Origin of the sequence: Bremerella alba (assembly GCF_013618625.1) — a bacterium.
GTDB classification, from domain to species: domain Bacteria; phylum Planctomycetota; class Planctomycetia; order Pirellulales; family Pirellulaceae; genus Bremerella; species Bremerella alba.
Genome location: NZ_JABRWO010000005.1, coordinates 50,675 through 62,809, shown reverse-complemented (window position 1 = coordinate 62,809; position 12,135 = coordinate 50,675). Strand labels below are relative to the sequence as shown.

At 55.0% G+C, this 12,135-nt stretch carries 12 protein-coding genes; 9 read left to right on the top strand and 3 right to left on the bottom strand.

The genetic code is table 11. The features are described 5' to 3' along the window. The first annotated feature begins 85 nt into the window (after positions 1 to 85). The 6 genes from sufD (at position 86) to HOV93_RS09830 (ending at position 5,012) form a co-directional block, all read left to right on the top strand. The gene (sufD, locus tag HOV93_RS09855; RefSeq protein WP_207396331.1) at positions 86 to 1,411 is read left to right on the top strand and encodes a Fe-S cluster assembly protein SufD; all 1,326 of its coding nucleotides are present in this window, start codon (positions 86 to 88) and stop codon (positions 1,409 to 1,411) included. A gap of 178 nt (positions 1,412 to 1,589) precedes the next feature. Beyond that, positions 1,590 to 1,904 carry a non-heme iron oxygenase ferredoxin subunit gene (locus HOV93_RS09850; protein ID WP_207396330.1) on the top strand — a complete coding sequence of 105 codons (315 nt, stop codon included), beginning with the start codon at positions 1,590 to 1,592 and terminating at the stop codon, positions 1,902 to 1,904. 14 nt (positions 1,905 to 1,918) lie between these two features. Beyond that, on the top strand, positions 1,919 to 2,239 hold the full coding sequence (locus tag HOV93_RS09845; RefSeq protein WP_207396329.1) for a metal-sulfur cluster assembly factor: 321 nt from the start codon (positions 1,919 to 1,921) through the stop codon (positions 2,237 to 2,239). Positions 2,240 to 2,343: 104 nt separating this feature from the next. After that, entirely contained in the window at positions 2,344 to 3,372 is a 1,029-nt protein-coding gene (locus HOV93_RS09840) for an ATP-grasp domain-containing protein (RefSeq protein WP_207396328.1), read from the top strand. A gap of 19 nt (positions 3,373 to 3,391) precedes the next feature. Next, entirely contained in the window at positions 3,392 to 4,402 is a 1,011-nt protein-coding gene (locus tag HOV93_RS09835; RefSeq protein ID WP_207396327.1) for a hydantoinase/oxoprolinase family protein, read from the top strand. Positions 4,403 to 4,406: 4 nt separating this feature from the next. Next, entirely contained in the window at positions 4,407 to 5,012 is a 606-nt protein-coding gene (locus HOV93_RS09830) for an amino acid kinase family protein (protein ID WP_207396326.1), read from the top strand. Between the two features lie 55 nt (positions 5,013 to 5,067). Here HOV93_RS09830 and HOV93_RS09825 read toward each other — a convergent pair whose 3' ends face one another. Continuing rightward, entirely contained in the window at positions 5,068 to 6,426 is a 1,359-nt protein-coding gene (locus HOV93_RS09825; protein WP_207396325.1) for a DUF1598 domain-containing protein, read from the bottom strand. Positions 6,427 to 6,906: 480 nt separating this feature from the next. Here HOV93_RS09825 and HOV93_RS09820 point away from each other — a divergent pair, with 480 nt between their 5' ends. Together HOV93_RS09820 and HOV93_RS09815 are read left to right on the top strand one after the other, a co-directional pair. Continuing rightward, positions 6,907 to 8,931, top strand: a complete 2,025-nt coding sequence (locus HOV93_RS09820; protein ID WP_207396324.1) for a sigma 54-interacting transcriptional regulator — start codon at positions 6,907 to 6,909, stop codon at positions 8,929 to 8,931. 190 nt (positions 8,932 to 9,121) lie between these two features. Further along, on the top strand, positions 9,122 to 9,649 hold the full coding sequence (locus HOV93_RS09815; protein ID WP_207396323.1) for a chemotaxis protein CheX: 528 nt from the start codon (positions 9,122 to 9,124) through the stop codon (positions 9,647 to 9,649). A 145-nt stretch (positions 9,650 to 9,794) separates the two neighbouring features. Here the strand turns inward: HOV93_RS09815 and HOV93_RS09810 are convergent, their stop codons facing one another. Next, positions 9,795 to 10,226 (bottom strand): thioredoxin family protein, encoded by a 432-nt coding sequence (locus tag HOV93_RS09810; protein WP_207396322.1) that lies wholly within the window; start codon positions 10,224 to 10,226, stop codon positions 9,795 to 9,797. Positions 10,227 to 10,700: 474 nt separating this feature from the next. On the opposite strand from HOV93_RS09810, the gene HOV93_RS09805 reads away from it, so the two are divergent. Then, positions 10,701 to 11,699 (top strand): Gfo/Idh/MocA family protein, encoded by a 999-nt coding sequence (locus tag HOV93_RS09805; RefSeq protein WP_207396321.1) that lies wholly within the window; start codon positions 10,701 to 10,703, stop codon positions 11,697 to 11,699. A gap of 19 nt (positions 11,700 to 11,718) precedes the next feature. Here HOV93_RS09805 and HOV93_RS09800 read toward each other — a convergent pair whose 3' ends face one another. Then, the gene (locus HOV93_RS09800) at positions 11,719 to 12,135 is read right to left on the bottom strand and encodes a carboxypeptidase regulatory-like domain-containing protein (protein WP_207396320.1); all 417 of its coding nucleotides are present in this window, start codon (positions 12,133 to 12,135) and stop codon (positions 11,719 to 11,721) included.

The following is a 12,135-nucleotide window of genomic DNA, read 5'->3' as shown; positions in this document are numbered from 1 at the left end:
TCCAAATTTGGGCCAAGCAGCGTCGATCGAGCTGGCGTGCTTGGCCATTTTTCTTTGACAGATTGACCCGAACATTAGCGATATTATGAGCGTGGGAACCGTACCCTCCGTCGAAAATTGGAATGCCGAAGCATTCAACGACTATGTCAAGCAGCTGAACGAACCGCAGTGGCTTGTCGATCTTCGCCAGGAAGCCTTCGAAAGTTTCGAGGGCAAAGACTGGCCGACCCGTAAGGAAGAAGAGTGGATGCGAACCGACATCCGCGGCTTCAGCCTGAAGAAGTTCGACCCGCCGAGCTTCACCACCCCGGTCGATCCGGCGTCGCTGCCCAGCGGCCTGTTGGCCGAAGGGGTCGATATTGGCGGGCAGGTGATTTCCTTAAACGGCAAGACGGCCGTCAGCACGATCAACGACGAATTGAAGTCGAAAGGTGTTATCTTCGGCGACTTCCGCACCGTGCTGGCCGAGCATGGCGACCTGGTGAAGAAGTACCTCTTCCAAGGCGAGTTCGACCCGAACTTCGACAAATTCAGCGCCCTGCATGCGGCTTACTTCAGTGGTGGTGCGTTCCTGTACGTTCCGCGAAACGTCCAAGTCGAGCAGCCGCTACACGTCTTGAACTTGATCGGCGACAACGGCGTTGACCTGGCTCACACATTGATTGTGTTGGAAGAAGGTGCCCAGGCAACGGTCCTGACCGAGTCGGCCAGCCTGGACGATGACCAACCTGGTTTCCACTGCGGGGCGATTGAAGTAATCGTCGGCGATCGAGCCAACCTGCGCTTTGTGAACCTACAAAACTGGGGCGAAAAGGTCTGGCACTTCGCACAACAAAAGGGTTGCGTCGGGCAAGATGCCAACTTGTTCTGGACGCTTGGCGCGTTGGGCAGTCGCTTGTCGAAAGTCAATCAGCATGTTGCCCTCGATAAGCCGGGTGCCCACTGCGAAGTAAATGGAGTGCTCTTCACCGAAGGGAAGCAGCATCTTTCCTACCACACGCAGCAGTACCATCGTGCCCATAGCTGCACGAGCAACTTCCTTTACAAAGCCGCGCTGCAAGATCACTCTCGCACCGTTTGGCGTGGGATGATCAAGGTTGCACCGGGGGCTCAGAAGACCGACGGGTATCAGCGGATTGATAATCTGCTGCTGACTGAACACAGCCGTGCCGACTCGATCCCTGGTCTGGAGATCGAAGCGGACGACGTACGCTGCACCCACGGGGCCACCACCGGCAAGGTAGACGAAGAGCAAATTTTCTACGCCATGGCTCGCGGTTATACCCGGAAAGAGGCAATGCGGATGATTGTCACTGGCTTCTTTCAGCAGGTATTCGATCGCATCACGCTGGTATCGGTTCGCGAAGCTCTCGGGCACGCGATCGCCCGACGTGTTCGTGAATACGATTAGCGTAAGAGATTGGTGGCCTGCCAATAAAGTAGGGAACATTCCATCGGGTGCCACTGCTGGACGAGCCCAGCTGTAGTGCCCAAATTCGTAGGTTTCACCCCCCATTGAAACACGGCAGTATGCCAGCGGATTGCCAGCAAACAACCAACCACACCCTGCCCTGTAAGTAAGAAACCGAATGTCCGACTTTGTCCGTGTTGCGGCCCTCAGTGATATTCCCGATCCTGGAAAAGAAGTGTTTGAAGTCGACGATCGTTTTGTGATCGTGATTCATGCCGGTGGTCAGGTATACTGTTTGGATGACGTTTGTACCCACGACGACGGCCCTTTGGGCGAAGGGGATCTGGAAGGTTACGAAATCGAGTGCCCTCGTCACGGAGCCAAATTCGATATTCGAACCGGGGCGCCCACGTTGATGCCAGCCACCCAACCAACCCAGGTCCACGAAGCGAAAATTGAAGGCGACGATATCTTCGTTCGCATTGTTGATTAAGAAGGAACCCAACGATGGCACTATCGGAAGACTCAGTCCGCGAACAACTCAAGAACGTGATTGACCCGGAACTCTTTGTGAACATCGTCGATCTCGGTCTGATCTACGAAGTCAACTTCGAGGATATCGAAGAGTCGGAGGACAAGAAGGTCCTGATTGACATGACGATGACCAGCCCTGCGTGCCCAGCCGGTCCGCAGCTGATCGGTGGTGCGAAGCAGTTTGTTTCGCAGATGGATGGGGTCGGCGACGTTGACGTTAAGATCGTCATGGACCCGCCATGGTCGCCTGATCGCATGACCGAAGATGCCCGTGATCAATTGGGGATTTTCTAAGCGAAGCGACGTCAGAAGCCCAATGGGCTGCTGTCCTGAGAAAAGACTTCCGTGTGCCAGCGGCACACCCTGAAGTTGTGCGATGATGCGGAAAGGGTTTGCTGGTGATAAAGTCGCAACCTTCCTCGCCTCGCAGTATTTTTGTGTATGAACTGATCACCGGGGGCGGACTCTACTCAGTTCCCGGTTCGCCTGCTCCGAGTGGGTCGCTGCTGAAAGAAGGCACGGCCATGTTGGCCGCGGTGGTTGACGACTTCGCGGCGATCGATGGTATGTCGGTAACGGTGCTGCGTGATTGTCGCCTGGCCCCGTTGTCGGTGGCGGCCGCTCAGCAGATAACTGTCGAAGGCCCTGAGGGTGAGCGAACGGCTTTTCGAGATGCCACGCAGTCAACTCAGGCCACGCTGGTGATTGCCCCTGAATTCGACGGGCTGCATCTCTCACGCACCCGCTGGGCTGAAGAAGATGGTGCTTTTCTGGTGAGCCCTAACTCTGCGTTCGTCGAGTTAGCCTCGTGCAAGTGGAAGTGCTTTCAACTTTGGCGCGAGGCGTCGGTTCGCACGATCGACACGTTTCGAATCCACCAGCGATCGACGTGGGAGCACTTGTTAGATCTTCCGGTGGTGACCAAGCCCTCTGACGGAGCTGGCTCGGAAGGAGTTCTTACCTGGAATGCAGGATTTGAGATTAATGGTGAATTGCTCAGGAACGAAACAGAACTCATACAGCCAGAGGTATATGGCGATGCTGTAAGCTGCGCCGCACTGGGCAGAGGAGCGGATTTCTTTCTTTTACCTGCCGCGTTCCAAGCACTCGACAAAGATTTAAAATATCATGGAGGGTGCTTACCTATCCCAGTGGAACTGAACGTGCGGGCGCATCGTCTTGCGGCGCAAGCAATTAGGGCGTTGCCCCCTTTCCTGGGTTATGTAGGCCTTGATATGATCTTGGGGCCCTGTCCCGACGGGAAGAATGATGTCGCGGTCGATCTGAACCCGCGGCTGACAAGTTCTTATGTGGGCTTACGGCTACTACTGAAGAATAACCTGGCTCAAGCCATGTTGGACGTGGTCGCCGGACACGATTTCGAGCCTCGGGTAGGCTGCGGCAAGGTCGATTTTGAGATCCTTTAAGTAGGGAAAGAGATAGCGTATGACGGTCCTGGGCGTTGACGTTGGAGGAGCCAACATCAAAATTGCGACGGGCGACGGTTTCGCTCATTCCTTTCCGTTCGCTATCTGGAAGAAGAAGCACGAACTGGTCGTCAACCTGAAGCACGTGCTGGGGATGACCCCCGTTTTTGATCGTGTGGCCGTGACGATGACTGCCGAGCTGGCCGACTGCTTTGGCTCGAAAGCGGAAGGGGTGCGTTTTGTTCTGGGCGCTATTCGCGAGGTGTTCGCCAACTACCCGGTGAAGGTATATACGGTCACTGGCCAGATGGTTTCGCTAGAAGACGCCATCATGGATCCGATATCAGTCGCAGCCGCCAACTGGCACGCACTGGGTTGCTTCGGCGGTCAGTGGTTTCAGGGCAAGAGCGGACTGGTAGTCGACGTCGGTTCCACGACAACCGACATTATCCCCTTGGTCGACGGTCAGGTTGCCAGCAAGTCGAAGTCGGATTTAGACCGACTTCTGGCCGGCGAGTTGGTTTATCTAGGTGTCGAACGGACGCCTGTGTGCGGTATCACCGACTACGTTAACTTCCGCGGGAAACGTTGCCCGGTGGCGAACGAATGGTTTGCCACGTCGATTGATATTCTGTTGGCGCTAGGTTTGTTTGATGAAGAGCCAGAGAACCACGGCACCGCCGACGGTCGCCCTGCGACGCGTGAGTTCGCCAAGACGCGCCTGGCCCGGATGATCTGTGCCGACGGTGATGAGGTTACGTGGACCGAGATCAATGAGGTGGCACGCGAGCTGAACTCGATCATGGTCAAGAAGATTGCCACCGGTATTCGACAGGTGGTGGAAGAACTGAAGATGAACGTGGAACTAACGGTCATTAGCGGCCACGGCGACTTCCTGGCTGAAGCAGCCCTCGACTCGGCGGGTGTGGTTACGCACCGAGAATATCTGACCGATTTGATCGGCGCGAACGCAGCCCGTTGTGCACCAGCGTATGCGCTGGCCAACCTCGCGCAAAAGGGCTGGGACTAATTCGATGGGCTTTGCGGTTTGGAAGTTGGGCGGAAGCTTGTTGGACTTGCCTGACTTGGCCGAGCGAATTAATCAGTTGCACGCCGAGCAATCCCCTGCCCTGCCGGTGGTGATCATTCCTGGTGGCGGCGTCTTTGCCGATGCTGTGCGAACCATGGATCAACGGCATGACCTGAAACCACTTCACAGCAATCATTTGGCACTTCAGTCGATGCAGATTTCGGCGGATCTTACTGCCATGTTGCTCGTCAACCTCACTGCGATGGTTGGGTCAGATTGGCACGAAAAGATGCTGAGGACTTGGAAAAAAGAAAGTCGTCCGTCTAGCATCCAGGTGTGGAACGTCATCCCGACATGGTACGAAAGAAACCGTGAACTTGAGAAGCGTTTTGGCGAAACGCCGGTCGATTGGAGTTTTACAAGTGACTCGCTTGCCGCAATTTTTGCGGCTCATTGGGGCGCCGATTGTTTCACGCTGATCAAGTCGGTTGATCGACCGGGGAATGCTTCTTGGGAAGAGTGCGCGCAGCTGGGAATCGTGGATGGTTACTTCCCCACGATTGCGTCGCATCTTAATCGCATCGAGTGGGTCAACCTGCGGGCACAATAAAAAACGGCCTCCACCAGGGAGGCCGTTTCGCTTGATCGTTGATGATCTTTTTGTGTTAGTTCCACCACCAGATGTTGCTGGTGTGGGAAGCGAGCTGTTCGGTTCGCAGCTTGTCCATGCCGGCGACATTTTCGGTATTGTCGGCGACAGCCCACGAGTTGATGTCGACGCCACCGGAAGCAGTGATCACCCATTGGCGACCCTTCTTCATGGCGCTGAAGAAGGTCGGCACTTTATCAGGCGTGGCGAACTTTTCCAACTGAACGGGGCTCGTCGAGCTCTTAATCATGTCCAGGTCGAGGTCGGCCTTGGTGAGAAGGTTTTCCTTTTCCAAGAGGGCGGCGATCACGCACATGTCCATCACGTTTCGCAGTTCGCCGAAGATCTTATCTTCAGCGGAAAGCTCTTCGTAGTTCTTGGTCATTGCGTCGGCCCACTTCTGCGGGATGGCGCTGACCTTACCGGTTTGGGCGATCGAGCCATCTTCGGCAACGATTTCGTCTTCGGTCATGGCTTTCACGCCAGGACCACGCAACTGCCAAGCCAGGCCGTCTTCGCTTTGGGCCAGCGGCTGATAATTGCAAGCCAACCACCAACGCGGCATGGCGTTCTGCACGGCACGGGCCGAAGGAAGCATGTCGAGGTAGCTAGGCAGACCGCGAACTGGGCTTGGGTCTAAGTGCATCGCGATGCGTTTCATGCGGAAGTCAGCAGCGACCAGCACGCGGGCAAAGTGGCTATCTTTGGGCACACCGGTGATGGTGATGACCTGGGCACCCATGGCTCGTTCGACGCCATCTTTCACGCTGGCATCCATACGAGTCAGGCTGGCCAGATAGTTGTCTAAGTTCTGGCGGCCTTGGGCGGTAGGATCGATCGAGCAAGTGATTCCGCCGACGCGGGCTTCTTCAGTCGATCGCATGGCGACGATGAAGTCTTCCAGCAGCAGAACAGGACGACCGGTGGTGACACCGACCACGTTGCCCGATTGGTCAATGGTCCAACCTTCGGCGGGACCAGCAAGGATGACGTCGTTGTTGGCTTCGTCCACGAAGACGTATTCGATACGCTGCAGGCCGGCCATGTACTTCACCGCATCAGGCAGCTTGCCGCCGTTATTGGCCTGCGACGCTTTGATAGCCGCATTCAAGCCGCGAAGCGAGACCTTTCGCATTTTGACAGGCGTGGCCAGATCGCCAGGCACCTTTTCCAGAGCGTTCATCATTTCCTGACGAAGCTGTCGCTTCACTTCAGGACGAGCGGACGTCAGCTGTCCCTCGGCATCAATAGAAACACCACCGACGGCGTTTTGCGTGAAGCCGTTCTGACCTGCCTGGACAGAAGGAACCGCCAAGCTCATGCCTAATACCATAAGCAGAGCGAAGCGAACGCGAGGGAGCACAAGGGCTTTCATTCGAAAGATCTCCGGTTTTATCGCGATAGACCGCATCGGACGTCACCTGGTGGTGGAACGTCGATTGGCCTAAAAGAGCCGTTTTAAAGCTCGGTCAGTGAAAGGATCCCGTGCAGGCCAATCTGCCCACATCGGTTAGTCCGACAAGGTAAGAAAATCCGCGCAAGTTGGGATTTCCATTCAATCTACAATAGTTCGGCCTGAAATCGGTTGCAAGGATTCAGTCGAAATCCCATTTTCCCAGTCTTCATGGTCAGGCTGTGCGTTTTTTGGGGATTGGTCAGCCGAATCGGATCTGCCTATTCTACCTATACATCCTAGAAGAAGGAAACACCAATCCTTCGAGGCTATGGCACATAACTGCCGCAAAATTGACCACCAACTATTTTGCCTTGAACAAACTCGTGCGTATAAGTGTATTATTACGATACATGTGGTAACAGGTCGGCGAGTTTACGAAGGCAAGGTCAGTAAAAAAGAATGATCGCGTATTTGATTATTCGTGAAGGTTCCAAGTGGACAGACGTTTTTCGACTCGTCGAAGGGCAAAATGTTACGATCGGTCGTGCGCCGACCAATCAGATTGTGATCAAGGAGGATCGCTGTAGCCGCTACCATGCCGAGATCTTTCTCTCGCAAGGGGTTTGGACCATTCGCGATCTCGACTCGCGCAACGGCACCACCGTAGATGACTCCCCTATTCGTGGGGATCAAGCTCTCACGCCGGGCAATATTATCCGTGTGGCCAATTCGCAGTTGGCGTTTGTGAACGATCTTTCGGCGGCGTTTCCCGATGGATCGTCCAGCAGTAACCATCTGTTTGATTCAAGTGTTGATGTCGAGCAAACGGTTGCCGGCTTCGACAGCGAACACGTGCTCGATATTGCCGAGCCGACCAACATCACGCATCGTCGGCAGCAGACGCGTTTTCTCAAGCCAGAGCGAGAGGACTCGAAAGAAAGTTCGGTCGTACCGCGTGTCGGCCGGGCAGCCGCTCGGTTGTGTCAGTTAGCGTTCGAGTTGGCCCAGCAAGCCGACATCATTGCGGTTTCCAATCTAGCCCTAGAAGGCTTGTTTGAAAGTACGCAGGTCGATTCGGGGGCCGTGCTGTTGATACCCCGGACTTTCAAAGGCCCAGCGACCGAGAAGGACCTGGAACTGATTAGTTCTCGAACCGACAAGTTGCCGGTCTATCATCGGATCTCGCGGTTTCTAGCCAACACGGTTCTGCGCGAAGGGGAAGCGGTGTTGGCCCGCAATGTGACCGACGACAGCCGCTTTGGTAGCCGCGACAGCAAGGGAGATATCCACGCGACCAGTGTGCTGGCCGCTCCGATCCGGCAGAACGGAAAAGTGATCGGCCTGATTCACCTGTACTCGACCGATACCGGGCGGATACCTGATCCGGAAGATCTTGAGTTCACGTTGGCCGTTGCCGAAAATGTCGCGTTGGCCCTGAAGAATCTCGAGCGTCAGAAGGAACTGACCGAAACGATTTCGCAATCGATGGTCGAGATCGACGAGCTGCGACAGCGTTTAGGCGCTGAGAGCAATATCGTTGGAAGCAGCCCGCTAATTCTCGACGTGCAGAACCAGATTGCCCGGGTCGCCCCCAGCCGAGCGACCATCTTAATCACCGGCGAAAGTGGTGTCGGTAAAGAGCTCGTCGCGCGAGCTGTCCACTTTGCCAGCACACGCAAGAAAGGCCCTTTCGTCTGTTTGAACTGTGCGGCACTGAGCGAGTCGCTGCTCGAGAGCGAACTGTTCGGGCACGAGAAAGGTGCGTTTACTGGTGCCACCGATCGCAAAGTCGGTAAGTTTGAAGCGGCCCACCGAGGAACGCTGATGCTCGATGAAATCGGCGAAATGAGCGAGGCCATTCAGGCCAAGTTTCTCCGTGTGCTCGAAGGGCATCCGTTTGAACGTGTTGGTGGGAACGATGCCGTACAGGTCGATGTGCGGGTGATCGCGGCCACCAACCGAGACCTGGAGAAAGAAGTCGAGCGAGGACGTTTTCGCCGCGACTTGTTCTTCCGGCTGCGGGTGGTGGAAGTAAACGTGCCGCCGCTGCGCAAGCGTCCTGAAGACATCCTTGAACTGGCATCGTACTTCGTGCAGAAGTTCAATGCCGAGACCGGGCGGAAGATCTTAGGCTTTACCCAGTCGGCGATTGACGATCTACAAAAGTATCGTTGGCCGGGCAATGTTCGCGAGCTTAAGAACGTGATCGAACGGGCCGTCGTGTTGAATCAATCGGAACGAATCAGTACCGAGGACCTCGCCCTGTCTAACTTGACCGCAAGTGGGGATACGGCTGAGCTGAATGCGACCAAGAGTGGCTATGAACCTCTTTCGCTCGCAGATCTTGAAAAGCGTCATATTGGCGCGACATTGCGTGCGACCGGCTGGAATAAGAGCCGCACTGCGGGAATTCTGGGGATTGAACGTTCGACGCTCGATCGAAAAATTCGCCGATATCACATTCAGCCCCCTACGGAAGCTTAACGGTCTTGCCAGAGCGGTGGGGGATGGTGGTCCTGTTGTCACGGTTATGCCGGTTCGGACGACTGATAGATGTCACCAAGGTGTTCCGTCTTGCCCCCTATCATTATTTTTCGGAAATGTTGTCCCATACTTCCTAGACAAAGCATTTCGGAATAGGCGTTCCGTGAATTCCTGGAAGTGGGCAAAAAATATGGCAACCGCAACTACTGAAACCGCGACTAGTTTGGCAGGAACTAATAACATTCTGGCCGAAGCTGTAGTTCATTCCGTCGAAAAGGCGCTGACCATGTGCGGGACATCCGCACGTTGTGTCGGGGTGGCACGGGTGCCACTGCGGGAGAATGGCCTGGTGACGGGCATCATTGGTGTGCACGGACGCGTTTCCGGTTTCATCACGGTAAACATGTCCGAAACGATGGCGATCAATGTGGTGGAAGGTCTGCTTCAAGAAGAGTTCGGTAAGCTGACCAGCCAGATCGTTGATGGCGCCGGTGAATTGACCAACATGATTTGCGGTGGGATCAAATCGCAGCTGTCGAAAACGACCTTCTCGTTCCAGGGAATAACAGTTCCTTCGGTTATTGTAGGGGCAGGTTATCAGATGGCGTTTGCTCGCGGACTCGAGTTCGTGAGTGCGTCCTTCGAGCATGACAATTCCGAAGCGATCATGCTAGATGACCGACTGCTTTCGGTCAGCATGTGCTTCTTGAAGCTTTAAAAAGAGAGAGCCGCTTAGCTGGCTGATATCGAGAGGTTGGCAACGAGAGCTTGTGCCAGCCTAACCAGGGCGGTCGCAATGGACCGCCCCAAGCTTCAGACCATATTTCGTGATGCTGCGGGGCATCGCGAAGTTGCAGAGGAAACTACTGCGAAACGGGCAGAACTTCCAGCTTATCGCTTTCCGACTTCTGGGCGGCGACCGCACGGTCTACCAGCGTCTGGATTGTCGATTCTGATTGAACGCCAATCAAAATCTGACGACGCCAGCCATCTTTCGTCTTGCGGTAGAGAGCCAATTGTGGGTAGCCTCCGCCGGACATAATGCTGTGGGCGATTCGTGGTTGGGCATCGGCATCCACTTCCGTGTAGACGACACCGCTCAAACGGCCAGCACGTTGCAGACGTGGGATGATCGACTGCTTCATCGTCACGCACGCTGGGCACCATTCGGTGCCAACCAGGACAAGCATCGGCTTGCCGGTTTCCGAAGCGGACTTGAACGCCGAGTTGTAATCGGTAGTCGTGTCGCCAACTGCGGAAACTTGCAACAAGATGGCCATGGTAATACCGAGCATAAAATTCGTTCCTTACTTAATTCTGCCGGTTAGCTTGGGTTGGGCCTGCACCTTGGGTCACAGGTGTACAAACAGACCACGTAGTCCAGAAAACTTGGTGGGGTGTGGTTGTCGTTGGTGGAATCCAGTCAGTCGTTTTTGCGGGAGGGTCGCAATTTACTGCGACTTGTGAACGAGACGAACTCGTTTGTTCGACCGCTAAACGCTGCACAACGGGTTTTGTGCGGTGACCGGTCTCTGGGGTTTGGGCCAAGTTTAACGATTCAGAGGTCCATGGCAAGTGTCCAAGATAAGAACTTCCCAAAGACTTTTCAGGTCGGAACACCAAGTTGCTTGGTAGCCGAAGGTTGAGAGAATGAAAAAGAAATTGCAATTCCGGCTAGAGTTGTGCTAGCAGAAATGCTTCAATAGCCAATAGTTACGGCAACTCTACCGAGGCATTCGCCTGGATGAAATTCAAGGACGTATCCCTGTATGGTGTTACATATCGGCGTGGTCGGCTTGGGGTGCGATTGGGAGTCGCGTCACCGCCCTGCCCTTCACTCTCTTCAAGATCGTTATAAGGTCGAATTCATATTTGATGAAGTGGCCTTAAGGGCAAAGAACGCCGCATCGCAGTTCAATGCGCTCTCCCCCCATGGTTTCCGCCGAGCAATTTCGGCAGACCACATTGATGCGGTCTTTCTGCTCGATCAACAGTGGTCGGGGCTGTTACCGCTTCAATCGGCTTGCTTGGCCGGCAAAGCCGTCTATCTGAATACGGCATTGGAATTAGACGCCGAGTCCCAGAGCGAGGTCGTCCGGCTTGTTGAATCGACCAAAGTTCCTTTTATGGTCGAGTTTCCACGGCGTTTCGCCCCGGCCACGATTCGGCTGAAGGAATTGATCGCCACGCAGCTTGGGCGCCCCAAGCTTATATTCTGCCACCATCGAATTACGCCTACCCAAGGAGCCAACAGTCCTCGCTGGCTCATCATTCAGCGATACCTGGCCGAGATCTTCGATTGGTGCCGATACATTGTCGACGGGAAGCCAGAGTCGCTGATGAGCGTGAGCTACCCCCGTGCTGACAACCCAACCGACACGGAATATCAGATGCTGAGCGTCGATTTCCAGTCGAAGGAAGATCCCAGTCAACGCGTGGTCGCCCAGATTAGCGCTGGCACCTACCTTCGCAACGACTGGCCCGAGGCGGTCTCGTTCCGCCCGCCGGCTGCGATGCAGGTCTGCTGCGAAAATGGGATCGCGTTTATCGATCTGCCCAACACGCTGATCTGGTTCAACGGTGCCGGTCGGCACATGGAATCGCTGGAAGGGGAACGCCCGGTAGGCGAGCGGCTCTTCTCGGCTTTCCATCGCTTGCTGGAAAATGGCAACAATCACTTCGACTGTTTAACCGAGTTTCGCGAATCAACCCGCGTGATCCAGGCGGCTCGACAAAGCGTTGCCGAAAACCGCCGCGTCAGCTTTTAAGAGGTTTGCCTCGGTCGTTTTATTTTGACTGCAAGTCGTAGTCGAAGGTATTCGACCCTCGTTCAACTTTGGCGGTCAGTTCGGTCTCTTTGTTGTACCGGGCCGGAAGCTGCGAAACCTTTTTGGGTTTGGGGCCTGTTTCGCTTTCAGATAACTGAATGCCTGTTTCAATCTTCACTTTATGCGTGTCGACCAACGCACCATTTTTCATCCCCGTAAATTGAAGTAGATACTTTCCACTCTTGTCCGTTATCCCATGTGCCGATCTTCCGCCGGCATCGGGATAGAAACTGACCATCGAGTTCGAGAGTGGTTTTCCATCCAGGGTCACGGTGCCGCTCACCTGCCCCAGGGCCGGACCTGTGTTTTGTCCACATCCGGCCAAGCTAATCACGGTGACTCCCACCGCCAGCAATCCCAAAAATTCACGCACCAT

Coding starts and splice junctions, on each gene's coding strand:
- sufD (WP_207396331.1), top strand. CDS start 86: ATGAGCGTGGGAACCGTACCCTCCGTCGAAAATTGGAATGCCGAAGCA.
- HOV93_RS09845 (WP_207396329.1), top strand. CDS start 1,919: ATGGCACTATCGGAAGACTCAGTCCGCGAACAACTCAAGAACGTGATT.
- HOV93_RS09800 (WP_207396320.1), bottom strand. CDS start 12,135: ATGGTGCGTGAATTTTTGGGATTGCTGGCGGTGGGAGTCACCGTGATT.
- HOV93_RS09825 (WP_207396325.1), bottom strand. CDS start 6,426: ATGAAAGCCCTTGTGCTCCCTCGCGTTCGCTTCGCTCTGCTTATGGTA.
- HOV93_RS09830 (WP_207396326.1), top strand. CDS start 4,407: ATGGGCTTTGCGGTTTGGAAGTTGGGCGGAAGCTTGTTGGACTTGCCT.
- HOV93_RS09850 (WP_207396330.1), top strand. CDS start 1,590: ATGTCCGACTTTGTCCGTGTTGCGGCCCTCAGTGATATTCCCGATCCT.
- HOV93_RS09835 (WP_207396327.1), top strand. CDS start 3,392: ATGACGGTCCTGGGCGTTGACGTTGGAGGAGCCAACATCAAAATTGCG.
- HOV93_RS09820 (WP_207396324.1), top strand. CDS start 6,907: ATGATCGCGTATTTGATTATTCGTGAAGGTTCCAAGTGGACAGACGTT.
- HOV93_RS09810 (WP_207396322.1), bottom strand. CDS start 10,226: ATGCTCGGTATTACCATGGCCATCTTGTTGCAAGTTTCCGCAGTTGGC.
- HOV93_RS09805 (WP_207396321.1), top strand. CDS start 10,701: ATGGTGTTACATATCGGCGTGGTCGGCTTGGGGTGCGATTGGGAGTCG.
- HOV93_RS09815 (WP_207396323.1), top strand. CDS start 9,122: ATGGCAACCGCAACTACTGAAACCGCGACTAGTTTGGCAGGAACTAAT.